The 23,885-nt window shown below is 63.8% G+C and carries 18 protein-coding genes and 2 pseudogenes; 12 read left to right on the forward strand and 8 right to left on the reverse strand.

Annotated elements, in window-relative coordinates:
- Window positions 1-10 precede the first annotated feature (10 nt).
- The 3 genes from ACNFBR_RS08185 to ACNFBR_RS08195 are packed head-to-tail and all read right to left on the reverse strand — an operon-like array spanning window position 11 to window position 2,695.
- The gene (locus tag ACNFBR_RS08185; RefSeq protein ID WP_416734429.1) at window positions 11-805 is read right to left on the reverse strand and encodes an ABC transporter permease; all 795 of its coding nucleotides are present in this window, start codon (window positions 803-805) and stop codon (window positions 11-13) included.
- Window positions 806-809: 4 nt separating this feature from the next.
- Window positions 810-1,679 carry an ABC transporter permease gene (locus ACNFBR_RS08190; RefSeq protein ID WP_416734430.1) on the reverse strand — a complete coding sequence of 290 codons (870 nt, stop codon included), beginning with the start codon at window positions 1,677-1,679 and terminating at the stop codon, window positions 810-812.
- Window positions 1,676-2,695, reverse strand: a complete 1,020-nt coding sequence (locus ACNFBR_RS08195; RefSeq protein ID WP_416734431.1) for an ABC transporter ATP-binding protein — start codon at window positions 2,693-2,695, stop codon at window positions 1,676-1,678. The genes ACNFBR_RS08190 and ACNFBR_RS08195 overlap by 4 nt, the downstream gene beginning before the upstream one ends.
- 249 nt (window positions 2,696-2,944) lie before the next feature.
- Between ACNFBR_RS08195 and ACNFBR_RS08200 the strand changes: the two genes are divergently transcribed.
- Entirely contained in the window at window positions 2,945-3,772 is an 828-nt protein-coding gene (locus ACNFBR_RS08200; protein WP_416734432.1) for an IclR family transcriptional regulator, read from the forward strand.
- Between the two features lie 146 nt (window positions 3,773-3,918).
- On the opposite strand, the pseudogene ACNFBR_RS08205 reads toward ACNFBR_RS08200, so the two are convergent.
- Window positions 3,919-4,167, reverse strand: a pseudogene (locus ACNFBR_RS08205) (multidrug ABC transporter ATP-binding protein); the annotation flags it as partial.
- Between ACNFBR_RS08205 and ACNFBR_RS08210 the strand changes: the two are divergent.
- Window positions 4,161-4,274 (forward strand): annotated as a pseudogene (locus tag ACNFBR_RS08210) (IclR family transcriptional regulator); the annotation flags it as partial. The pseudogenes ACNFBR_RS08205 and ACNFBR_RS08210 overlap by 7 nt on opposite strands.
- Window positions 4,275-4,429: 155 nt before the next feature.
- Here the strand turns inward: ACNFBR_RS08210 and ACNFBR_RS08215 are convergent.
- Window positions 4,430-6,283: an ABC transporter ATP-binding protein gene (locus tag ACNFBR_RS08215; RefSeq protein WP_416734433.1), complete on the reverse strand. Its 1,854-nt coding sequence runs from the start codon at window positions 6,281-6,283 to the stop codon at window positions 4,430-4,432.
- A gap of 297 nt (window positions 6,284-6,580) precedes the next feature.
- Here ACNFBR_RS08215 and ACNFBR_RS08220 point away from each other — a divergent pair, with 297 nt between their 5' ends.
- Genes ACNFBR_RS08220 through bcsC form a run of 9 tightly spaced genes read left to right on the forward strand, consistent with a single transcriptional unit; the run spans window position 6,581 to window position 20,290 of the window.
- A complete protein-coding gene (locus ACNFBR_RS08220) occupies window positions 6,581-8,071 on the forward strand; it encodes a BcsE family c-di-GMP-binding protein (RefSeq protein ID WP_416734507.1) in 1,491 nt (496 codons plus the stop codon).
- Entirely contained in the window at window positions 8,068-8,253 is a 186-nt protein-coding gene (gene bcsF / locus ACNFBR_RS08225; RefSeq protein ID WP_416734434.1) for a cellulose biosynthesis protein BcsF, read from the forward strand. The genes ACNFBR_RS08220 and bcsF overlap by 4 nt, the downstream gene beginning before the upstream one ends.
- The gene (gene bcsG, locus ACNFBR_RS08230) at window positions 8,246-9,859 is read left to right on the forward strand and encodes a cellulose biosynthesis protein BcsG (protein ID WP_416734435.1); all 1,614 of its coding nucleotides are present in this window, start codon (window positions 8,246-8,248) and stop codon (window positions 9,857-9,859) included. Before bcsF ends, bcsG begins: the two co-directional genes overlap by 8 nt.
- Window positions 9,856-10,074, forward strand: a complete 219-nt coding sequence (bcsR, locus tag ACNFBR_RS08235; protein ID WP_416734436.1) for a cellulose biosynthesis protein BcsR — start codon at window positions 9,856-9,858, stop codon at window positions 10,072-10,074. Before bcsG ends, bcsR begins: the two co-directional genes overlap by 4 nt.
- Window positions 10,071-10,778 carry a cellulose biosynthesis protein BcsQ gene (gene bcsQ / locus ACNFBR_RS08240; RefSeq protein ID WP_416734437.1) on the forward strand — a complete coding sequence of 236 codons (708 nt, stop codon included), beginning with the start codon at window positions 10,071-10,073 and terminating at the stop codon, window positions 10,776-10,778. The genes bcsR and bcsQ overlap by 4 nt, the downstream gene beginning before the upstream one ends.
- A complete protein-coding gene (gene bcsA, locus ACNFBR_RS08245) occupies window positions 10,775-13,384 on the forward strand; it encodes a UDP-forming cellulose synthase catalytic subunit (RefSeq protein WP_416734438.1) in 2,610 nt (869 codons plus the stop codon). Before bcsQ ends, bcsA begins: the two co-directional genes overlap by 4 nt.
- On the forward strand, window positions 13,381-15,669 hold the full coding sequence (bcsB, locus tag ACNFBR_RS08250) for a cellulose biosynthesis cyclic di-GMP-binding regulatory protein BcsB (protein ID WP_416734439.1): 2,289 nt from the start codon (window positions 13,381-13,383) through the stop codon (window positions 15,667-15,669). The genes bcsA and bcsB overlap by 4 nt, the downstream gene beginning before the upstream one ends.
- Window positions 15,669-16,784 carry a cellulose synthase complex periplasmic endoglucanase BcsZ gene (bcsZ, locus tag ACNFBR_RS08255; protein ID WP_416734440.1) on the forward strand — a complete coding sequence of 372 codons (1,116 nt, stop codon included), beginning with the start codon at window positions 15,669-15,671 and terminating at the stop codon, window positions 16,782-16,784. The genes bcsB and bcsZ overlap by 1 nt, the downstream gene beginning before the upstream one ends.
- Complete coding sequence (gene bcsC, locus ACNFBR_RS08260) at window positions 16,772-20,290, forward strand: cellulose synthase complex outer membrane protein BcsC (protein WP_416734441.1); 3,519 nt, start codon at window positions 16,772-16,774, stop codon at window positions 20,288-20,290. Before bcsZ ends, bcsC begins: the two co-directional genes overlap by 13 nt.
- Window positions 20,291-20,337: 47 nt before the next feature.
- On the opposite strand, the gene ACNFBR_RS08265 is transcribed toward bcsC, so the two are convergent.
- Window positions 20,338-20,616 (reverse strand): hypothetical protein, encoded by a 279-nt coding sequence (locus ACNFBR_RS08265; protein WP_416734442.1) that lies wholly within the window; start codon window positions 20,614-20,616, stop codon window positions 20,338-20,340.
- Between ACNFBR_RS08265 and dapA the strand changes: the two genes are divergently transcribed.
- The gene (gene dapA / locus ACNFBR_RS08270) at window positions 20,615-21,481 is read left to right on the forward strand and encodes a 4-hydroxy-tetrahydrodipicolinate synthase (protein WP_416734443.1); all 867 of its coding nucleotides are present in this window, start codon (window positions 20,615-20,617) and stop codon (window positions 21,479-21,481) included. The genes ACNFBR_RS08265 and dapA overlap by 2 nt on opposite strands.
- Window positions 21,482-21,557: 76 nt before the next feature.
- Here the strand turns inward: dapA and ACNFBR_RS08275 are convergent, their stop codons facing one another.
- Both ACNFBR_RS08275 and ACNFBR_RS08280 read right to left on the reverse strand, forming a co-directional pair.
- Entirely contained in the window at window positions 21,558-22,094 is a 537-nt protein-coding gene (locus tag ACNFBR_RS08275) for a hypothetical protein (protein WP_012272811.1), read from the reverse strand.
- A 31-nt stretch (window positions 22,095-22,125) separates the two neighbouring features.
- Window positions 22,126-23,820, reverse strand: coding sequence for a GmrSD restriction endonuclease domain-containing protein (locus tag ACNFBR_RS08280; RefSeq protein WP_416734444.1), 1,695 nt, complete (start codon window positions 23,818-23,820; stop codon window positions 22,126-22,128).
- Window positions 23,821-23,885: the final 65 nt, after the last annotated feature.

Raw genomic sequence — 23,885 nt, forward strand, 5'->3', positions numbered from 1 at the left:
GCATTCCTTGTCATTGCTTGCCCACCAGCACGCGGTCCAGGCCGTACACCCGGTCCAGGGCGACCATGGTCAGTGCGGTGACGGCGATTACCAGGGCCGAGACGGCGGCCATCATCGGGTCGATCGACTCGGTGGCGTATACGTACATGCGCACGGGCAGCGTTTGGGTGGCGGGCGAGGTGACGAAGATCGACAGGGTCACTTCGTCGAAACTGTTGATGAATGCCAGCAGCCAGCCACCGGCCACGCCAGGCAGGATCATCGGCAGTGTCACTTTGCAGAACAGCGTGACGCGGCCGGCGCCCAGGCTTTGTGCGGCCTGCTCGGCGCTGCGGTCGATGCCGATGGCCGCAGCCAGCACCAGGCGCAGTACGTAGGGGGTGATCACCACCACATGGGCGAATACCAGCCAGGCAAAGCTGCCATTGACCCCGAGCAGGGCGAACAGCCGCAGCAGGGCCACGCCCAGCACCAGGTGCGGAATGATGATCGGCGACAGCAGCAGGCCGTTGACAAAGCCCTGGCCAGGGAAGCTGTAGCGGGTCAGCGCCAGGCCTGCCGGCACGGCGATCAGGGTAGCCAACGAGGCCGCCAGGGCGGCGAGCTTCAGGCTGTTGTAGAACGCGTCGAGGAAGTCGGCGCGCTCGAACACGGCGCTGAACCAGCGCAGCGAGAAGCCAGTGGTGGGCAGGCTCAGGGTGTTTTCCGGGGTGAATGCCACCAGGCACACCACCACCAGCGGGGCGAGCATGAACAGCATCACCAGGGCGTGAAAGGACAGGGCCAGCGGGCCGTTACGGGTCATCGGTTCAAACTCCAAGTGCGCGTTTGTAGCGGCGTTCGACCAGCCGGTTCCAGCTGAGCATCACCAGCAGGTTGATCAGCAGCAGGGCGACCGCGATGGTGGCGCCCATAGGCCAGTTCAGTTCGGCCAGGTACTGGTCGTAGATCATGGTGGCGACCATCTTCAACCGGCGCCCGCCCAACAGGCCGGGAATGGCGAACGAGCTGGCAGCCAGGCCGAACACGATCAGCGTGCCCGACAGCACACCAGGCATGATCTGTGGCAGCACGATGCGGCGGAACACCGTCCACTGGCTGGCGCCCAGCGACAGCGCGGCCTGCTCGGCGGCCGGGTCGAGCTTTTGCAGCGAGGTCCACACCGGGATGATCATGAAGGGCAGCATCACGTGGACCAGGCCGATGACCACCGCAAAGGGGGTGTACAGCAGCTTCACCGGCTGCCCACCAAGGGCCGTGATGCCTTGGTTGACCAAACCGTCGGCGCCCAGCAGCAAGCTCCAGCCGAAGGCCCGCACCACCACCGAAATCAGCAGCGGGGTCAGCACCAGGATCAGGAAGATCGAGCGCCACGGCGCCCCCATGCGGCTGAGTATCATGGCCTCGGGGATGCCGATCAGCACACACAGCAAGGTGACCAGGGCGCTGATCCAGAAGGTGCGGAAGAAGATTTCGTAGTAATAGGTGTCGGTCACCAGGCTCAGGTAATGGCTGAGCGTGTACTGGCCGGCCTGAATACCCGTGGTGTAGTCGAACGCGTTGAACGACAGCAGCACGGTCAGCCCCAGCGGCATCACCAGCAGCGCCAGGAACAACAGTAGGGCGGGGCTGCTCAGGCCGTAGCCCCAGGCGTTGCTGCGCAGTTTTGCCGTACTCATGCCGCCACCTCGGCCGCGTTCAATACCCGCAGCAGGGCGTCGTTCCAGTCCAGGCCAACCTGTGCGCCTTCCTCCAGCGGCGCGTTGCCGTCGTTGGCGCGAACCACGGCCAGGTTGCCCAAGGCTGTGTCGACGCGGTACAGCCACTGGCTGCCGAGGAAGTAGCGGCAGCTGATGCGGCCTGCCAGCTTGCCGCTGCCGGCGGCGCCAAGGTTGATCTTTTCCGGGCGCAGGCTGAGGGTCAGCGGGCCTTGGGCCGCGGCCTGCGGTTGCCCGCCTGGGCCGGTTACGCCACGCAGGCGGTTGGCCTTGCCGACAAAGTCGGAAATGAACGGCGTGCCCGGGTGTTCGTAAAGGCGGTACGGGTCATCGACCTGGGTGATGCGCCCGGCTTCCATCACCACCACCCGATCGCTGATCGACAAGGCTTCGGCCTGGTCGTGGGTGACCATCAGGGTGGTGATGCCCACCTCGTGCTGGATGCGGCAGATCTCGAACTGCATTTCTTCACGCAGGTGCGCGTCCAGGTTGGACAACGGCTCGTCCAGCAGCAGCACCGGCGGTTCGATCACCAGCGCGCGGGCCAGTGCCACACGCTGGCGCTGGCCGCCGGACAGTTCCCGTGGGTAGCGTTCGGCATGCTTGTCCAGGCGTACCAGCGTCAGGGCCTGGTCGACGCGGCGGGCGATGTCGGCATTGGCCACCTTGCGCATGCGCAGGCCAAAGGCGACGTTGTCGCGCACGGTCATGTGCGGGAACAGGGCGTAGCTCTGAAACACCACGCCCAGGCCGCGGCTGGCGGGTTTGGCATGGGTGATGTCACGGCCATCGAGGACGATGCGCCCGCTGGTGACCTCGACGAAGCCGGCAATCATCTGCAGGGTGGTGGTCTTGCCACAGCCGGAAGGGCCGAGCAGGGAGACGAACTCGCCTTTTTCGATGGCCAGTGACGAGCTTGCCACTGCCTCCATGGCGCCATAGCGCTTGCAGAGTTTGTCGATCAACAGAAAGGTCATGGCTGTGCTCCATCGCAAACGGAACCGGGGTCAACCGGCAGTTTCAGGGTGGGCAGAGCGCCAGCGGCGAAAAGCAGAGCTTTTACGGACGTTGGCGCTCGCTTCTGTGGCGGCGGCCGATGTTGTGATATCGCCCTATGGACCGCAGAGTAGGGCAATGATTAGGATGGCGACAAAGGGTAATTTCACTGAGTGACAGCTATTTTGAAATTATTCCGCTCATTGGAATTTCTTAGGGTGAAGTGAAAAATGGATTCCGATAAACGAAATGAGCAAGTCAAGGAAGTCGGCGTCAGTGCGGTGTCGCGTTTGTTCGCCGTGTTGCGTGCGCTGGGTGATTGCGGGGGTGAGGGCGAGAAAGTCAGCCAGCTGGCGCAGCGGGTTGGTCTGGCGCAGCCCACGACCCACCGCTTGCTGCGCAGCCTGATCGAAGAGGGCATGGTCGACCAATGCGCGACCAGCAAGCGCTACCGTCTGAGCCTGGATTTCTTCGCCCTGGCGGCCAAGGCCGGGCAGGCTGGCAACCTACGCGATGTGGTGCGCCCCAGCCTGCTGCGGTTGTCGGCGTCGTTGGGTGACTCGCTGTTTCTGCTGGCGCGTTCGGGGTTCGATGCGGTGTGCCTGGACCGCAGCGAAGGGCCGTACCCGATCCGTACCTTCACCGGTGATATCGGTGGCCGGGTGGCCTTGGGCGTGGGGCAGGGCAGCCTGGCGATCCTGGCCTTCCTGCCCGAGGAGGAGCGTGACGAGGTGATCCGTTACAACCTGCCGCGGCTGAAGGATTTCCACCATTACGACGAAGTGCTGCTGCGTGCCGAGATCGACAACGTGCGCAGCCTGGGCTATGCCGGGCGCAATACTGGCGTGCTTGATGGCATGGCCGGTTTGGCGGTGCCGATCCTTGACCGTAATGGTCATGCGGTGGCGGCACTGAGCGTGGCGACCATCAGCGACCGCCTGGGGCCCAATCGCATGCCGACCGTGGTGGCACTGCTCAAGCGCGAGGCTGCGGCGATTGGCGAGCGGATCAACCCGTTCGACCCTGTGTTGCGCCGGCCTTCGCATGTGTTTGGTTAATGCCTGCATGCGCGGAAGCTGTAGGAGCAGCCTTGTGCTGCGAAGAGGCCGGTACCGGCGACACAAATACTGTATCTGTACCGGCCTCTTCGCAGCACAAGGCTGCTCCTACAGGTACGGCGCTGGCCAGAAGGGTTGCGCTGTACCTATTCCACCGCCTCTGCCACACCCTGGTCCTCGCCCAGGAACCCGCCACTCTGGTGCTGCCACAACCGCGCATAGGTGCCATTCCTGGCCAGCAGTTCGGTGTGGGTGCCTTGCTCGATGATGTGCCCTTCATCCATCACGATCAGTCGATCCATGGCGGCGATCGTCGACAAGCGGTGGGCAATGGCGATAACGGTCTTGCCCTGCATCATTTCATCCAGGCTTTCCTGAATGGCCACTTCCACATCGCATGCCGACCGTGGTGGCACTGCTCAAGCGCGAGGCTGCGGCGATTGGCGAGCGGATCAACCCGTTCGACCCTGTGTTGCGCCGGCCTTCGCATGTGTTTGGTTAATGCCACGACGTAAGGTATGCGCGGAAACTGTAGGAGCAGCCTTGTGCTGCGAAGAGGCCGGTACCGGCGACACAAATACCGTATCTGTACCGGCCTCTTCGCAGCACAAGGCTGCTCCTACAGGTACGGCGCCGACCAGAAGGGTTGCGCTGTACCTATTCCACCGCCTCTGCCACACCCTGGTCCTCGCCCAGGAACCCGCCACTCTGGTGCTGCCACAACCGTGCATAGGTGCCATTCCTGGCCAGCAGTTCGGTGTGGGTGCCTTGCTCGATGATGTGCCCTTCATCCATCACGATCAGTCGATCCATGGCGGCGATCGTCGACAAGCGGTGGGCAATGGCGATAACGGTCTTGCCCTGCATCATTTCATCCAGGCTTTCCTGAATGGCCACTTCCACTTCCGAGTCCAGCGCGCTGGTGGCCTCGTCCAGCAGCAGGATCGGTGCGTTCTTCAGCATTACCCGGGCAATGGCGATGCGCTGACGCTGGCCGCCTGACAGTTTGATGCCGCGTTCCCCCACCAGTGTGTCGTAACCGCTGTTGCCCTGGCGGTCGCTGAGCTGCTTGATGAAACCATCGGCCTGGGCGTTGGCCGCCGCGGCGCGGATCTGCGCCTCGGTTGCATCGGGGCGGCCATAGGCAATGTTGTCGCGAATCGTCCGGTGCAACAGCGAGGTGTCCTGGGTGACCATGCCGATGGCGCTGCGCAGGCTGTCTTGCGTGACCTTGGCCACGTTCTGCCCGTCGATGCGGATTTCCCCCTTGTCCACGTCGTAGAAGCGTAGCAGCAGGTTGATCAAGGTGGACTTGCCAGCCCCGGAGCGCCCCACCAACCCAACCTTTTCGCCTGGGCGAATGTTCAGGCTGAGGTCGTTGAGCACCTGGCGCTCGCCGTTGTAGTTGAAGCTGACCTTGTCGAAACTCACCGCCCCACCCGTGGTGACCAGCTCGGTGGCATCCGGCGCATCCTGCACTTTGGGGCCGCGGGTGAGGGTGGCCATGCCGTCCTGCACGGTGCCGATGTTTTCGAACAGCGAGGTGATCTCCCACATGATCCAGTGCGACATGCCGTTGATGCGCAGGGCCATGGCGGTAATCGCCGCCACGGCCCCGGTGCCGACCTGGCCCTGGTGCCATAGCCACAGCGCATAGCCACCGGCAGCCATGATCAAGCCCACCACCAGCGCCTGGTTGACGATCTCGAACTGGCTGACCAGGCGCATCTGACGAAAACCGGTCTGCTTGAAGTCTTCCATGGCTGCGCGGGCAAAGTGCGCTTCGCGGTTGGAGTGGGAGAACAGCTTCACCGTGGTGATGTTGGTGTAGGCGTCGGACACCCGCCCGGTCATCGACGACCGGGCATTGGCCTGTTCCTGGCCGACCTTGCCCAGGCGCGGTACGAAATACAGCATCGCCAGGCCGAACAGCACAACCCAGGCCATGAACGGCAACATGAGTTTCAGGGCAAAGCCACCGGCCAGGGCAATGATGGCGATGAAGTACACGCCAATCCCTGGGAGGATTTCGATGAGGGTGAACAGCACATCGCGCACCGCCAGTGCGGTCTGCATCACCTTGGTGGTGACCCGGCCGGAAAACTCGTCAGAGAAGAACGACAAGCTCTGGCGCAGCATCAAGCGGTGGAAATCCCAACGCAGCCGCAGCGGCAAGTTGATGGCCAGCACCTGGTGCTGAACCATGGTGCGCAGCGCCACCAGCCCGACGCTGACCAGCAGGACGATGCCGATGCCCCAGAGCACACGGCGTTCCTCGGGGCCGACGGTGCCGCCGGCCTGCCAGGCCGAAAGCAGGTCGACCACCTGGCCGAGGAAGGCGAACAGCCAGGCTTCATAGATCGATACCCCGGCACTGAGCAGTGCCAGCGCCAGGATGTAGCCACGGGCGCCGCGGGTGCAGGCCCACATGAAACGCAACAGCCCCATCGGCGGCGGTGGCACCTCGTCGGGCGGGAAGGGGTCGAGCCTGCGCTCAAAGATACGAAGCATAGTTGTCTCCGGAAAATCAGTTGTTGCCTGGCCGGCCACCCTACAGCACAGGGCGGCATTTGCTTTTAGCCCGGAAAAGGTCGGCCACGGGGCGTCCCTTAACAAAACTTTGCAATTGATTACATTTTCGTCTGATTGCAATTTGCCTTGGTGCTGTAGAATTGACGCGTTTGTGTGATTCGTACCGTTTTTGCCGTTTTATTGACATCGGTCATAAGGCTTTGACAGCCGATATGTCACATTCAACTTTCAAGCCGTTTCATTTTAGTTATTAGAGCCAGTGTTTTGACGTATGCAATACCGTTGTTGGCGGTTTCCGGCCTGAGCGCCGAGAGCAGCCAGCTTCATCAGCAAGGACTGTATTGGTTAGCCTGTGACGCCGCCGAAGACGCCACTTTGCTATGCCGCCAGGTGATCGAAGGCATGCCCGGCCATGCCAGGGCAGCCCTGATTGCCGAAACGCAAGCCATGGATGACGTGCTGGGCACGCTCGACCCCGCGCAAGGCCCGACCGAGCTGGCGCTGTATGGAACCAACCCGCACGCCACCCGCTATCTGCTCCAGGATCTACCCCGTCTTGACGCCCGTGGGCGTGTGCTGGTGCTGCTGGCGCCGGCCGATGCCTGGGCGGGCACCGAAGCTGAGCGCTGGTGCGATGCCTTGCGCCCCGTGTTGTTGGCCGAAGCGGCGTTGCTGCTGGTCATCAGTGGCGGGCAGAGCACCGGCTTGGTCGAGTGCCTGCGTGCAGGCAACCAGAGCGTGGACGGATTGGCCCAGGTGTACCGCGGCAACGGCGGTGTGGGCTACCTGCAGCACTTCTGGAGCAACCTGCTGGGCAAGGCCGGCACTCGCGAGCTGCAGCTGGCGCGCCTTGATGCGGGGTTTGCCGTTGACGGGGCGCCTCAGGTGCCATCCGACGCCGGTGGCGATGAACTGCTGTATCTGGCCCAGCGCCCGGCATTGGAAGGCGCACCCGCGTTCTCCGAGCACTGGCAGATCTACGAAAGCCTTGATGACTTGAGCGCCAAAGCCAGCCGTGCGGTGTCTGCCACGGTGATCTTCGCCATGGATGCTGGGCAGCGTCTGGACAGCCTGGCACGCCAGCTACACCGCCTGCGCCAGTTGCGTGGCAACGCCTTGAAGTTGGTGGTGCGCGAGATGGCACCCACCCTGCGTTATCAAGATGAACAATTGCTGCTGGCCTGCGGCGCCACCCAGATCGTGCCGTTCGGCGCCAGCCTGTCGCGCTTTTTGACCATGGTCGAAAGCATCCAGGGCTATGTCTGGCGCCGGCATCTGCCAGGCGATTTCGACGCCTTGCTGGCCCGGCTACGGCCGCTGGCCATCTGCGGGCTGGTGGCGCCCCGTGCATTCGCCGAAGCCGTGCAGAGCATGTGGCCGGGTGTGCGCAACGGTGAAATCGTTCACCAGTTGCTGGTGTTGCGCCCGGCGCCCGGGCTGACCCCAGTGCAGGCCTGCTCGCGCACGGTGTTCCGCCGTGATGGCGATATTGCCTGCGTGGTTGGCGACGTGCTGTTCCTGTTCCTGTTCGCTTGCCGCTGCGAAGGTGTCGAACAAGCACTGGACCACATCTTCCAGCTGTCGTGGAAAGAGCTGTTCATCAGCCAGGAAGTGCTTGCCGACCTCGACAGCCTGGCCGCCCCGGCGTTTCTCGACTGCAGCTTGGCGCAGCCACCCCGAGCCAACCTGGCGGCACAGCGGCCGGCACAGGCGTGGTCGGCATTGGCACCGCGCAAGGTCGCGCTGGCCAAGCGGGGTGGCGCATGAACTTCGTGCAACTGCTGCAGGTGGTCGGCATTACCGCACTGGTCACGCTCGCCCTGGCCTTGCTGCTACTGCGCCTGTGCGTGGCATTGCGCGGCAGGTTGCGCCGCCGCCTTTCCCCCCGTTATTTGAAACCGCTGGGCGTACGCCACCGCGCTGCACGCCAGGACCCCCAGAATGACTAATACCGCCGTCACCCTCCCGGTACTGGCCCGTTGGCCTGGACTGGGAGGGTGGAACCTCTATTTTTTCGCCAAATTCTTGTTGGTCGCCGTTGGCATGCTCGACTTCCAGGCGTTACCGAACCTGGTGTTCGCCGCGTTTCTGCTGATCCCTTTGCCGGGCAAAGGGTTGCGCATTGGCCGGCAACTGGTGGCGGTGCCAATCGGCATTGCGCTGTTCTACCAGGACACCTGGCTGCCGCCCTTCAGCCGTTTGCTGGCACAGCCGGGAGTGTTGGACTTCTCGTGGGACTACCTGCTCGAACTACTGGGCCGCTTCGTCAACTGGAGCTTGCTGGGCGCGCTGGCGCTATTGCTGGTGGGCTACCTGTACCTGCGCCATTGGCTGCGCCTGAGTACCCTGAGCCTGCTGGGGCTGGCCTGGTTGGCGGTCGGCGGCTTGCCATCGCTGGGTGCGAGCTTGGCGCCCAGCGTGGCGGCTGGTACCACGGCCGAACCGGTACCGGCAGGCGCAGCCGCTGACAATGCTACGCTCGACAGCTGGCTCGAACGCTTCTTCGCCAGTGAACGTGAGCGGGTGACGACGTTCCCTGCGCTGAACGCCGATGAGCAGCCGTTCGACCTGCTGGTGATCAACATCTGCTCGCTGGCCTGGGACGACCTGTCCGCCGTGGGGCTGCGCGACAACCCGCTGCTGTCGCGCATGGATGTGATCTTCGACCAGTTCAACTCAGCGACTTCCTACAGCGGCCCGGCCGCGATACGTGTGCTGCGTGCCAGCTGCGGGCAGTCGTCCCACGCCGGCCTGTACCAGAGCGCCCCGGAACAGTGCCTGTTGTTCCAGAACCTGGCCCGGCTGGGTTTCCAGAGCAACACCTTGCTCAACCACAGTGGCCGGTTCGACAACTTCATCGGCGACATTACCCAGCAGCGCATGCCACAACCGAGCCTGCGCAACACCGACTTCCCACGGGCACTGGTGGGCTTCGATGGCTCGCCGATTGCCAGCGACCTGGATGTGCTGCGCGGTTGGTGGGGTCAACGCAAGAGCATTCCGAATCAGCATGTGTCGCTGTTCTACAACAGCATCAGCCTGCATGACGGCAACCGTATCGTCACCGCTGACGGCGGTACCCGCGTGGCCGACTATGCCACCCGCGCCAATCGCCTGTTCGGCGAGCTTGGCACCTTCCTCGATGACCTGGAACGCAGTGGCCGCCGGGTAGTGGTGGCCATCGTTCCAGAGCATGGCGCCGCGTTGCATGGCGACCGCATGCAGCTGTCGGGCATGCGCGAAATCCCCACGCCGTCGATTACCCACGTGCCGGTCGGCCTGAAGTTCATTGGCATGGGCCAGCCCGGCCGCAGCGAGCCGCTGCGGGTCACGTCGGCTACCAGTTACCTGGCTTTGTCCGAGCTGGTCTCGCGGGTGTACGCAGGCCTGGGCCAGCAGCAAGTGCTGGATGTGCCCGGCCTGTTGACCGACCTGCCAACCACCGAACAGGTGGCCGAAACCGCCGGCGCGCAGGTGCTGCATTACCAGGGGCGCGCCTACATGCGCCTGCAAGGCCAGCCTGACTGGCAGCCCATCCCCAAGGAGCGCCCATGATCGCTGGAAAGGCAGACCCATTCGACCGTAGCGACGACATTGCCCAACTGCGCCAGCACCTGGGCATGCCCACGCTGAACTACCAGGACATCTCGATGCTGGTGGGCGTTCAGCAAGCCCTGCAGCGCTGGCCGTTGCTGGGTGAAAGCTGTCGGGCCGGCAGCCAGGGTACGTTGTGCGCGGCTGTCACGCCGCGCGAGGGTGTTTCGCCATGACCAGCCTGGCCCTGCACGGGCTACGCGGAGGCCTGGGGCGCAGCGCCTTGCTGGCTGCACTGGGCTATGCGCTGCAGGGTGTGGGCGAGCGGGTGCTGCTGATTGACCTGTGCCCAAGCAACCTGCTCGGGCTGCACTTCAACCTGCCGCTGGACACGTCCGAGGGCTGGGCGCTGGCCGAGCGGGAAGGGCGGCCGCTCAGCGATGCCGTGTATGAGGTGCTCGATGGCCTGTGCCTGTTACCGTTCGGCAACCTGCCAGGCGGTGCGCGGCACCTTGTGCCCGACGCGCAGGCCTGGCGTGCACGCCAGGCCGAACTGGCCGAGCCGTTCGACTGGCTGTTGTTCGACCTGCCTTACCTGCCCGCCGACAGCGCTGACAATGGCATCGAGACCGATGTGCGGGTACTGGTGGCCGAGGCCGAAATGGCCAGCCACCTGCTGCTCGGGCGCCGACCGGTCGAGCACTATGACATGCTGCTGGTCAACCGCTACGACCCGGCCAGCCGCTTGCAGAGCGACCTGTTGATGGTGTGGCGCGAGCTGTTCGGCGATCGCTTGCCGATCCAGGTGGTCCACCGCGACGAAGCCTTCCTCGAAGCCCTGGCATGCAAGGCGCCGCTTGGCCATTACGCCCCGCAAAGCCTGGCCTGCCGGGATGTGCAGAGCCTGGCGGTGCGCTGCATGACGAGGCGTCAGCCGTGACCTTGACCCCTCTGTCGGCCTATACCTGGTTCACGGCCCGTGGCGCGCGCTTGCCGGTTGCCTGGCTGTTCACCCTCGGCGTGTGGCTGGCCTTTCTGTTCCTGCGCCTGGAGTCACCCGCCTGGCAGGCGCTGCTGGCCGAGCGCCAGCGCCTGTACCCGCAGCTGGTGGGCAAGCGCCCGACCCTGGGCGACCCGCTACGGCTGCTGATCCAGAGCCTGTGGTTGCTGCTGCGGTGCCAACCGGTGGCGCACGCAGCCGTGCCTGGCCGCCGCATATGGGGCGCAGTGCGCTTGCACCTGCGAGGTGCAGGCCGGGTTGCGCGCCATTACCGTGGCCTGCTGGTCGATGCACTGCAACGGGTACCCGCGCGCTACCGTGCCAGCGCGTTCAGGCACCAAGCCTCGGTACGCCTGCGCGGACTGAGCGTGCTCGCCCGTCGAGGGTTCTACAGTGTGCTGACCGTGTGCGCCATCAGCCTGGCGTTGTTGTGTGTGACAGAACCGTTCGGCTACCTGGCGCAACTGACGTTCATCTGCCTGTTGCTGGGCATTGCCATGCTGGTGCGACACATGCCGGGGCGCTTCCCGACCCTGATGCTGATCGTGCTGTCGACCATCATCTCGTGCCGCTACCTGTGGTGGCGCTACACCTCGACCCTGAACTGGAACGACACCACCGACCTGGTGTTCGGGGTGATTCTGCTGGCGGCCGAAACCTATTCGTGGTTCGTGCTGATCCTGGGTTACATCCAGACCAGCTGGCCCTTGCAGCGCAAGCCGGCCAACCTGCCGGCCAACCCGCAGCACTGGCCCACCGTCGATTTGCTGATTCCCACCTACAACGAAGACTTGTCGGTGGTACGCACCACGGTACTGGCCGCGCTGGGGCTGGACTGGCCACGCGAGTGCCTGCGCATCTACATCCTCGATGACGGCCGCCGCGCAGCATTCCGTGCCTTTGCCGACGAAGTCGGGGTGGGCTATATCGTGCGGCCCGACAACAAGCACGCCAAGGCCGGCAACCTCAACCATGCGCTGGGTGTGACCGACAGCGAGCTGATCGCCATCTTCGACTGCGACCATGTGCCGGTGCGCTCCTTTCTGCAAATGACCGTGGGCTGGTTTCTCAAAGACCCGAAACTGGCGCTGGTGCAGACACCGCACCATTTCTTCTCGCCAGACCCGTTCGAGCGCAACCTCGGCTCGTTCCGCCGACGCCCCAATGAAGGTGAACTGTTCTACGGCTTGATCCAGGATGGCAACGACATGTGGAACGCGGCGTTTTTCTGCGGCTCTTGTGCCGTGCTGCGCCGCAGCGCATTGGAAAGCATCGGTGGTTTTGCCGTCGAGACCGTGACCGAAGATGCTCACACCGCCCTGCGCATGCACCGCCAGGGGTGGTCGTCGGCCTACCTGAGCATTGCGCAGGCCGCGGGCCTGGCCACCGAAAGCCTGTCGGCGCACATTGGCCAGCGCATTCGCTGGGCACGTGGCATGGTGCAGATCTTCCGCACCGACAACCCGTTGTTCGGGCGTGGGCTTAGCCTGTTCCAGCGGGTGTGCTACGCCAACGCCATGCTGCACTTCCTGGCCGGCCTGCCACGGCTGGTGTTCCTGACCGCGCCGTTGGCGTTCCTGTTGCTGCATGCCTACATCATCTACGCACCGGCATTGATGATTCTGCTGTACGTGCTGCCGCACATGATCCACGCCAGCCTGACCAACTCGCGGATGCAGGGCAAGTACCGGCAAACCTTCTGGGGCGAGGTGTACGAGACCGTGCTGGCCTGGTACATCGCCCGCCCGACCACGGTCGCGCTGTTCGCGCCGAAAAAGGGCACGTTCAACGTCACCGCCAAGGGCGGCCTGATGGAGCAGGCGCAGTTCGACTGGCGTATCGCCCAGCCTTACCTGTGGTTGGCGGCGCTCAACGTGGTTGGCCTGGGCTTTGCCGCGTGGCGCCTGTTCACCGGCCCCACGGCAGAAATCGGCACGGTGATCGTCAGCTCGCTGTGGGTGATCTACAACCTGCTGATCATTGGCGCCGCCGTTGCCGTGGCCGCCGAAGTGCGCCAGGTGCGCCGTGCCCATCGGGTGCAGATGCGCTTGCCGGCGGGGTTGGTGCTGGCCAGCGGTCATGCCTACCCCTGCACCCTGGTCGATTACTCCGAGGGTGGTGTCGGCTTGCAGGTGCCGCAAGGCCTTGAGCTGAAACCGGGGGCGCAGGTACGTCTGCTGCTCAATCGCGGCCAGCGTGAGTTCGCCTTCCAAGCGTGTGTCACCCGTACCGTCGGCCAACACGTGGGCCTGGTGTTCCACGCGCTTGACCAGCAACAGCGCATCGACCTGGTCCACTGCACCTTTGCCCGTGCCGATGCCTGGCTTGGCTGGAGCGAGGAGCATGAGGTGGAGCGCCCGCTGCGCAGCCTGATCGATGTACTGAAGCTGGGCGGTGTCGGTTACCTGCGCCTCGTCGAGCACATGCCGCCATGGCTGCGGGCGTGGTTGCGCCCACTGCGAACGCTGGCGTTGTGGCTGGCCAGCTACTGGCCCCGCACGCCGCGGGCAATCCCTTCCATGAACCCTGTTGATCGAGACGCATGATGACTGGTTATCCCGCGCGTACCTGGGGCCTGGCGATGGCACTGTTCGCCGCCTTGTCGCAGAGTGCCGCCGCTGCTTCCGTAGCCCCGCTTGCCGAGCCCGCAATACCCACACCCACGGTACCGAACTGGCCAGCCACGAAAACCTTCGAGCAGCTTGGGCATGCATCGGACAGCCTGCTGCTGGGCGTACGCAACAGCGAGCATATCGAATTCGGCTTGCGTCGCGATCGCCTGGCTACCGAGGCCAGCTTGCAACTTGACTACACGCCTTCGCCGGCGCTGCTGCCGAACCTGTCGCACCTGCGCGTCTACCTCAATGACGAATTGATGGGCGTGGTGCCGGTGGAGAAGGACCAGTTGGGCCAACGCGTGCGCCGCCAGCTGCCGTTGGACCCGAAACTGCTCAGCGACTTCAACCGGGTACGCCTGGAGTTCGTCGGGCACTACACCGACATCTGCGAAGACCCGGCGCACAGCGGCCTGTGGTTGAACCTGAACCGCAAGAGCCAGGTGCAGTTGCACGAGCAGGCGCTGGTGCTGGAAAACGACTTGGCGTACTTCCCATTGCCGTTCTTCGATACGCGCGACACCGGCAAGGTAGAACTGCCGGTGGTGTTCAGCGGCGTGCCGAGCCTGGGCGAGCAGCGCGCGGCGGCCATCCTGGCCTCCTATTTCGGCAGCCAGGCCGGTTGGCGCAAAGCCAGCTTCCCGGTGCTGTACAACCACCTGCCGGCCCGTGGCGACAGGCCTGTGCCGAGCATCGTGTTTGCCAGCAACGACCGCCGCCCGGCGTTCCTCGCCGACCTGCAGCAGTTCCCGCCGGTCGACGGCCCGGTGCTGCAGATGATCGACCACCCCGACGACCGCTTCAGCAAAGTGCTGCTGGTGCTGGGCCGTAACGACGACGACCTGGTCAAGGCTGCTTCGGCGCTGGCGGTCGGCAACAACCTGTTCCGTGGCGCGCGGGTCAAGGTGGAGCAGTTGACCGCGCTGCAACCACGCCAGCCCTACGATGCGCCGAACTGGACACGCACTGACCGGCCGGTACGCTTTGCCGAACTGCTGGATTACCCCGAGCAACTGCAAGTCAGCGGCTTGCAACCGCGGCCGGTGACACTGGAACTGAACCTGCCGCCCGACTTGTTCGTCTGGCGCAACCAGGGCATTGCGTTGCGCACCCTGTACCGCTACACCGCACCGGCGGTGACCGATGAATCGCGCCTGAGCATCAGTGTCAACGACCAGTACATCACCAGCATGCCGCTGCTGGGCAACGACCGGCGCGGCGGTACGCTCGAGCAAATGCGCCTGGCCGTGCTGCCCACTGACAACACGGCAGTGACCGAGAAGTCGCTGGTACCGGCGCTGAAGATTGGCGACCGCAACCGCATCCGCTTCGATTTCAGCTTTGCCAGTACCCTGGGCAGCGCCCAGCGCGACCGTTGCCAGACCTCGCTGCCGGTAGACGTGCGCGCAGCGATCGACGACAACTCGACCATCGACCTGTCCGGTTATCACCATTACATCGCCATGCCCGACCTGCGTGCCTTCGCCCGCAGCGGCTTCCCGTTCAGCCGCATGGCCGACCTGTCCGAGACCCTGGTGGTCATGCCGGCCAAACCCACGGCGATGCAAGTTGGCACCTTGCTCGACACCGTTGGCGGGCTGGCTGGGCAGATCGGTTACCCGGCGCTTGGCCTGCAACTGATCGATGACTGGAAACAAGCTACAACGGCTGACGCCGACTTGCTGCTGATCGGCAGCCTGCCCGAGGCATTGAGCGATGCGCCCAACCTTGGCTTGCTGCTCAGTGCCCAGCGCGACTGGCTGTTGCAGGGCCGCAACGCAAGGTTGCCTGGCAGCCAGCGTTTCGATACCGAGCCGGTGGCCGCGAGCAGCCGCGTGGCCGTCAGCGCGCAGGCGCCGATTGCTGCCATCACCGGGCTCAAATCACCGTTCCACGCGCAACGCAGCGTGGTCGCCCTGCTGGCCAACAGCGACAGCGACTACGCGTTGCTGCGCGATGTGCTTGGCGATGTGGGCAAGCTCGATGCAGTGGCAGGCTCGGTAGCGCTGGTACGCAGCAGTGGCGTGAGCAGCCAGTTTGTCGGCGAGCACTATTTTGTCGGCGCGCTGCCGTGGTGGCTGCTGCTGTGGTTCCACTTGTCCGAGCAGCCGGTGTTGCTGGCGATGATCGCGGCCGTTTGCGTGGTGCTGTTCGCCTTCTTGCTGTGGCGGGCACTGCGCTGGGCCGGCAAGCGCCGTTTGGGTGAGGCAGGTTGATGATGCGCCGGATGCTGATAGGGCTGGTCGCCTTGGGCCTGCCCGTTTTCGCCAACGCCGAGGCGGCTTGCTCATGGCCTGCCTGGGAGCGTTTCAAGGCCGAGCTGGTGAGTGTGGATGGCCGGGTGATCGACCCGAGCGATGAGCGCCTGATCACCACCTCGGAAGGGCAGAGCTATGGGCTGTTCTTCGCCTTGGTGGGCAATGACCGGGAAGCCTTCGCCCAGCTGCTGCGCTGGACCGGCAACAACCTCGCCGAGGGTGACCTGGCCAGGCACCTGCCGGCCTGGCTGTGGGGGCGAAACGAGCAGCGGCAATGGCAGGTGTTGGACGCCAACAACGCCAGCGATGCCGACCTGTGGATCGCCTACAGCCTGCTCGAAGCAGGGCGCTTGTGGCAGCAGCCGGCCTATACGCAGCTGGGCCAGCGGCTGCTGTGGCGCATTGCGGCGCAGACCGTGCGCAAACTCCCAGGCCTTGGGGTGATGCTGCTGCCTGGCGACTACGGCTTCGAGGACGCCCAGGGTACCCGCCTGAACCCCAGCTACCTGCCACTGCAGCTGTTCGACCGCTTCAGCGAGGTGGACCCCTTGTGGGGGGAGCTGGCGGCCAACACGCGGCGCTTGTGGTTGGCTTCGTCGCCAAAAGGCTTTGCCCCGGACTGGCTGCTGTGGACACCGAGCGGTAAGCCAGCGGCGGACCCGAAGCATGGCAGTGCTGGTGATTACGACGCCATTCGTGTGTACCTGTGGGTCGGCATGCTGGCCAAGGATGCGGCGCAGCGCAGCGAACTGGTCGCCCATTTTGCGCCGATGGCGGCATTGACCCAGCGCCATGGGCTCCCCCCCGAGCACGTGGATGCACGCAGCGGCGAAGCCAGCGGCCATGGCCCGGCCGGTTTCTCTGCGGCATTGCTGCCTTTGCTGGCAGCCTCGCCGACGCACGTGGCCGGCTTGGCGGCCCAGCGTCAGCGCTTGCGAGAACAGCCGGTCGAGGCCAAGGCGTATTACAGCCAAGTTTTGGCACTGTTTGGCCAAGGCTGGGACGAGGCCCGCTACCGTTTTGACCTGCACGGCCGCCTGGTGCCGGCCTGGAGCGCGCCATGCAGCGAATGATCGGCATGCTGATGCTGGCGGCAGTCACCTGCCAGGCAGCCGGGCAACCCAAGGACGCCGCTGAGCAGCGCCAATGGCTGCTGGACCAGGTGCGCCGTGGCGAGGCGCTGCACCGTGATGACCTGGTGCGCGATGCACTGGGCCGGCTGCAGTTGCTGGAACCGCGCAACCCGGATGTGTTGCTGGCGGCCTTGAACCTGGCATTGCGCGAAAAGAACAGCAGCGAAGCCGAGCAGCTGAGTGCCCGAATCAACGCTGTTGCGCCGGGCAGCCTGCAAGCACGCCAGGCCAGGCGTCTGCTTGAGCTGCAACGACCGGAGCCTGCGCGGCGCTTGCAGCAGGCGCGCTTGCTGGCGGTCACCGGCCGCAATGAAGAGGCGCTGGCGGCCTATGAGCAGTTGTTTGCCGGCGAGCCACCCAGCCTTGAATTGGCCCTGGACTACTGGCGCGTGCGCGGCAATTTACAGGGGCAGCGGGCTGAGGCGATCCGCCAGTTGCAGCGTTTGGATCAGCAGTATCCAGGCAGCGCCGGGCTGCGCCAGACCCTGGCCGGCTGGTTGTTCGCCGAAAAGCGCGACCGCGAGGCCTTGGCCTTGCTGGACCAGCTGGCGCGTGACCCCAATGCGCGGGACGCCGCGGCCCAGCGCGAGTTCGACTACCTGTCCGGGCTAGCGGTGAGCACCGGCAGCGCGACGGCCTGGCAAGCGTTTCTCCAGCGCTACCCGGCCTCGCCACTGTTGGCGCAGGCCAGCGAGACCCTGCAACAGCAACGCAAACTGCTGGCCGACCCGGCCTGGCAGGCCGGCCAACGGGGCAAGGTGTTGCTCGACAAGGGCCGCCATGCCGAAGCCGAAGCACAGCTGCGCCGGGCGCTGCGCCAGTACCCGGACGATGCCAGCCTGCAGGGGGCCTTGGGTTATGCCCTGATGTCGCAAAAGCGATACGGCCAAGCCAATGCCGCTTTTCGAGCAGCGACTGGCAAGGAACAGGACAGCTACAAGATCAGCAAATGGAGCGACATGGAAGCGGTGAGCCACTACTGGGCGGTGATCCAGAAGGGCGACCGTGCGCTGGATGCCAAGGACCTGCGAACAGCGCGTTCACGTTATCAGCAGGCGCACCAGCAGCGTCCGAACGACCCGTTCGCCGTGTTGGGGCTGGCGGATGTTTCGATGGCCGAAGGCAATGCGGCTACTGCCGAACGGCATTTTCTGCAGGTGCGGCGCATGGCGCCGGACAACCCAAGCGCCGTGCGTGGTTTGATGCGCGTGTACCAGGCGCAATCGCCAGCCAAGGCGCAAGCCTACCTGGACAGCCTGCCACCACGCCAGCAAGTGCAGTTCGCCAGCCTGCGCCGCAGCCTGACACTGGCGCGCCTGCGCCAGCAAGCGGACCAAGCCCTGCAGCGCGAAGACTGGGTGCTGGCCAGCCACGTGTTGGGCCAGGCCAGCGCCTTGGCTCCGGATGAGCCTTGGCTGGTCTATCAGTTGGCCAACAGCCTGCGTCACCAGGGGCGCATGAGCGAGGCTGATACGGCATTCGCCAGGCTGGTGCAACAGCAGCCACTCGACCCGGCAACCCGCTATGCCCACGGCCTGTTCCTGGAGTCCAGCGACCGTGACGCCTTGGCCTTGGACAGCCTGGGCGCGATCCCGCAGGCGACCTGGAACCCGGACATGCGCGCGCTGCACCAGCGCATTCAACGGCGCCTGACCCTGGCCTCGGCGCAGCAGTTGCAGGCCCAAGGCCACAGCGCCGAGGCCACCGCCTTGCTTGAAGCCGCCCTAGCGCGTGGTGAAGGTAGCCCGGATGACTGGATGCTGTTGGCCGATTGGGCAGCCGCGCGCGGTGAACCTGGCCAAGCGCGCGGCTATTACCAGCGTGTGCTTACCGTGCAACCAGGCCGTGCTGATGCACGCCTTGGGGTGATGGAAAGCGCAGTGGCCGAAGGTAACCTGGCGCAGGCCCGGCACATGCTGGGCGTGCAAGTGCCACAATTGGCCGATGATGACAGCAATGCCCAGCGGCGCCTGGCGGCGGTCTGGGTCGCCTTGGGCGAACGCCAGCAGGCGGCCAGGCTGCTCGACCGGATTGCAACGCAGCAGACGCGACCCGATCCGTTGTTGCGGCGCGACGCCGCCCGCCTGGTCGCGCGGGATGACCCGCAACGGGCGCTGGACCTCCATGCGGCAGCGATGGCCGATGCACAGTTGTTGGACCGCGCTGCACTAGCACCACGGGATGACCGTGCGCTGACGCTAGCCAGCCGCGAGCAGGACGGCGACGACTGGCTGGCGCGCAGCCTGCGCAGTGACGTGGATGCCCTGTATCGGCAACGCAATACCCATGTGACGCTGATGCACGACTATGGCTGGCGCGAGGATGGCGGTACGCCTGGCACTTCCGAACTGAGTACCCATTCGACCTTGTTGCATGTCGACACCCCTTGGCAGGACGGCACTGCCTTTGCGCGGGTAGAGCGTATCGGCATGGATGCGGGCGCGTTCGAGCCGAACGATGACGGGCGCTACACCCCCGACTTCGGCAGCTGCCAGTTCGTTGGCCAGACCGTTGACGGCAAAACGCTGCCCGCGTGCACGGGCGGTTCGCAGACCGCGAACGGCAGCGTACTGGCGTTGGGTTGGCAGGGCAGCCGCTGGGCGTTCGACCTGGGCACCACCCAAGGCTATGCGATCGACAACTGGCTGGGCGGCGCAACGCTCAACGGCGACCTGGGCCAGGTTGGCTGGTCGCTGACTGCCTCGCGCCGGCCGATGAGCAATTCCCTGTTGTCGTTCGCCGGGGCACGCGACCGCCCGACGGGCGTGCGCTGGGGCGGGGTCACCGCCAACGGTGCCACGCTCGGCCTGAGCTGGGACCAAGGGGGCGACAACGGGGTGTGGGCCAGCCTGGGGCACCATTGGCTGTACGGCGAGCACGTGGCCGACAACCAGCGTACTCGGGCCATGGCGGGCTATTACCACCGGGTGGTGGAGAAGGCCGACGAGCGTGTACGCGTTGGCCTGACGCTGATGCACTGGCGCCACGACAAGGACCTGGGCGGCTACAGCCTGGGGCAGGGCGGTTACTACAGCCCCCAGCGCTACAGCTCGGTGGGCGTGCCGGTCAGTTACGCCTGGCGCAACTACGACTGGTCGGTATTGCTGGAAGGTTCCGTCAGTTGGTCCCAGGCTCACAGCGGCAGTAGCCGCTTGTACCCGGACGCGCACCTCAACCGCAAGGTGCTGGCGCAGTATGGCGTCGATTCCAACATCGATGCCATGACCGAGGCCAGCGACAGCAACGGGTTGGGCTACCGTCTGCGCGGCCTGTTCGAGCGGCGCCTGAGTGACCATTGGGTACTGGGCGGTGGTTTTGACTGGCAGCACAGCGATGACTACGTACCTAGCCATGGCATGCTTTACCTGCGCTACCTGTTCGAGCCATGGCGCGGCAACCTGGCCTTGCCGGTAACGCCGCTGGAGCCGTACAGCGAGTGGCGTTGAGCGCATCGAGTCGATTGGCCGCAGACCACACATGGCCAGGGTTGACATCAGCCCCGATGCCCCACCATTATCCGGCCATACCAACGCAACGGGCTTGCCAGCATGTCCATATCCAACCACGCCATTTCCGCTTCGGGCTTCCTCGCCCAGGCAGGCGCGTGCGTTGCCGTTGCCAAGAAATCCAAGAAACAGCCGCTCATCTGACCGAGGCGCGCTGTCTCGTCAGGTGGGCTGACGAGACAGAAGGCGCCAGGTATCCCTGCCAGACCACTTCGACTCTTCATCCTCTGACGCTGACTTTCGGTCAACATCAGGAGTTTTTGCATGTCGAATTTCCGTGGTATCTGGATCGCCCTCGTCACGCCAATGCGCGACAACGAAATCGATTTCCCCGGCCTGGAACGGCTGGTGAAGAAGCTGCTCGAAGACGGCGTGGCCGGTTTCGTGGTGTGCGGTACCACGGGGGAGGCGGCGGCGTTGTCCAAGGCCGAGCAACTGGCGGTGCTGGATGCCGTACTGGCCTGGGTGGAACCGGGCAGGGTGGTGATGGGCCTGTCGGGTTACAACCTGCGGGAACTGCTGGGCTTGCAGGCTGAAATCCAGCAGCGTGACCTTGGCGGCCTGCTGGTTCCCGCACCGTGCTACATCCGCCCGTCGCAGGCCGGCATCGAAGCTTTCTTCGCCACCGTGGCCGATGCCGCCAGCGTGCCGGTGATCGTCTACGACATTCCCTATCGCACCGGCGTGCGCATCGAGCGTGAAACCCTGCGCCGTATCGTTCGCCACCCGCGCATTGCGGCCGTGAAGGACTGCAGCGGCGACAGCGAGACCACCATGGCCCTGATCGAGGACGGCCACGCCCAGGTGCTGGCCGGTGAAGACCTGCAGATTTTCAACAACCTGTGCCTGGGTGGTGCAGGGGCCATTTCAGCCTCCGCGCATGTGCGCGCCGACCTGTATGTGCGCATGTTGCAGCAGGTCGACCGCGGCGATTGGGCGGCTGCACGTGGCACGTTCTACCAGTTGCTGCCGTGGATCAAGGTGGCCTTTGCCGAGCCAAACCCGGCCGTGGTGAAGGCGGCGCTGCGGTTGCAAAACCTGATTGCAGACGAGTTGCGCGAGCCGATGCAGGCGTGTACGCAAGCCACTCGGGACACGCTGCAACGCGTGCTGGGTTCACTCGGCGCCTGAAGCGGCAACCGCGGAGTCTCTACCTGCGCCCTTGCTTACGCTAGCCCGTGGCAAGGGCGCCGACAGCGGTTCAGCGTTAGCTCTGTTTCCATTTGCTCCTCAGGTTTTTTATGGAGGTGCGCAAATTGGCGTTTTGGCCATCGGGCGTCAGCAAACAAACGGAGCCATGGGGTAAACCGAACACCTTCTCGATAGTGGTTTGAATGGTTTTGACCGAGGCATCGCTTCGAGCCACCTTGAAACGCGTGCCGATAGGCTTTTTATCCAGCGCAAGCGCGTTGTCCTCTTCAACGCTTATTTCGAGCTGCCACCGGAAGGGTTTGCTGCACAACGTTCTGCTGGGCTTGCTGACGCGTTCGATTTTTACCTGGTAACCGTCAAATTCAAGGTCGTAGACGATATGGTCTTCAATCCTTTTCACATTGACTGAATTCCAGGTGGTCCAGTCGGCCGACCTGGTGAGAACCTCAATGTGACAAGTTAATGGCTTCTTATGGTCGTGGTGCAGCATCAGCGAGTCTGCTAAATCCAGCCTGCTGCGAGCAGAGTCGGCGATGACTTCATTTTTTGCATTAAAGCAAGTGATCTTTGAGTGGGCGGGCCATTGAAGCATTTTTCAATTCCATGTGTTGTAAATCAGTTACTTAAAGCTCAGCCATCAGTGCGGCAACGATTTTATCGTGCCGAACCTGGATTGCATCGCGGTCCCACAGGCCGCCGGCACTGACGAACGTTGCGACTTCCCGCTGTTGGTAGTTGTGCTTATAGGTAGCCAGTTTTTCGCTGAATAGAATGTTTCCCACGGCACAGTTGTGGGACTTGGACAGCAGCAGGTAGTTGCCAAGGCAGTTCAGGTACTCGCCCTTGAAGGTTTCGTCGTAGGTACCGTAACCATGTGGGCTAGCGGTGGGCTCGGTGGTGGGCGCGATGTGCTCCAGCTCTGGACGCTTGGTGTCGTTATTGCGCCGTGGCGCGTAACCGCGCTGGCCTTGTCCTTCCAGGTGTACTTCATACTTCCAGAGCAAATGCCTGGCGATGGAATGCCGGATATTCCATTCTAAAGCCTCTGCCAGCCTTTCATTGTTCCAAAAAGCCCACCAGCCGCTGGTTACGGTCTTGAGGTACTCGATGCGCTCAAGGATAGGGGCTATCGTCGGCGCTTCGCTGGTAAAAGCCTCGTAAATATCATTGATGCGTGACGTGATATCCGCGCGGGTACCAATCAGGCGATGACGGATGATTAGGCTTTCAAAGGCGACACAAAGCTGGTTCTTGTCTGGCAGGGGGAGACCAAAGCGATAGGCCTTGAGAATAAATGGCAGCACAACCGCGATCCCGCCCAAGCTCACCAGTGAGTGGATCTGAAAACTGCTTCGCTCGTCATCGCCGAAAAACTCCGACAAATGCTCGAAACTGATGGCCAGTGACCGAGTGAAGTCTCTCACAAATTCAAGCGGCGCCTCTGCTGCGAGCATTTTCTCAATCCGCTCCAGCGCGCCGCTTTCCCACAGGGTATTGAAGTGCACGCGCAGGGTGTACTGCAGCACGTCGTCTTCGTTGATGCGGTATTCAATGGCTGAGATCGACTTGTAGATGGTCTCGAAGCGCTGCTGGATTTCTTCGATCAGGCTGTCTTTGGCGTGTTGATCTTCGCCATGAAGGTGGATGGCATACATGAACTGCGCCTTCACCACTTCAAGGTTGGACGGGCGCTTGCCGCGGTTGTTCTGGAAGATGAACATCTGGATGGCTTCTGCCTCGTCCCGCACCGGGTGCGTACTGCACGACGCCTGGGAAACGATCCGCAGCATGTCGGTCAGGTAGGCTTCAGGCTGAGCCCCCAAGTGCTTTTTGAAGAAGTCGAACCCATTGATGAGTCGCTGGGCAGAGGTGGTGAGAGAAGCAGGGGCGACGGTTCTGGATTGGTTGATCACGTAATCGACAAAGATCGGGTTGTCGTAGTCGACCGTCTTCAAGCGGATCTGGCTGTCTCGCTTGATCATGTCTTTGTAGCAGTCCTGTTCATCTTCGGTCAGGGCGCGTTTGGCTTGCAAGCACGCGAACAAGGCCGCCAGAAACAGCGTGATCGTGGTCAGCCGTTGCTGGCCGTCGATGACCCGATACTCACGCTGCGTCTGCTCGAACAGAAAATGGCCGAAGTAATAAGGGCTGCGGGAGTGGCTGTTGCGGTAGGCTTCCAGGTCGGTCAGAAACACCTGTGTCTGGCTGACGCGGGTCGAACCTTCAACGGGCGTATCCCAGGCATAGGCGCGTTGATAGGCGGGCACCACGATGCGGTTGTTGGCCAGCATGCTGCGAAGGGTTGACGAGGCGTCCACGGGGTATGTCCTTATGAGTGGTGGCGTTTTGCCTCATCATCGCTTGAATCACGTTTTTTTGCATG

Source organism: Pseudomonas sp. NY11955 (assembly GCF_048068035.1).
In the GTDB taxonomy this organism is placed as follows: Bacteria; Pseudomonadota; Gammaproteobacteria; order Pseudomonadales; family Pseudomonadaceae; genus Aquipseudomonas.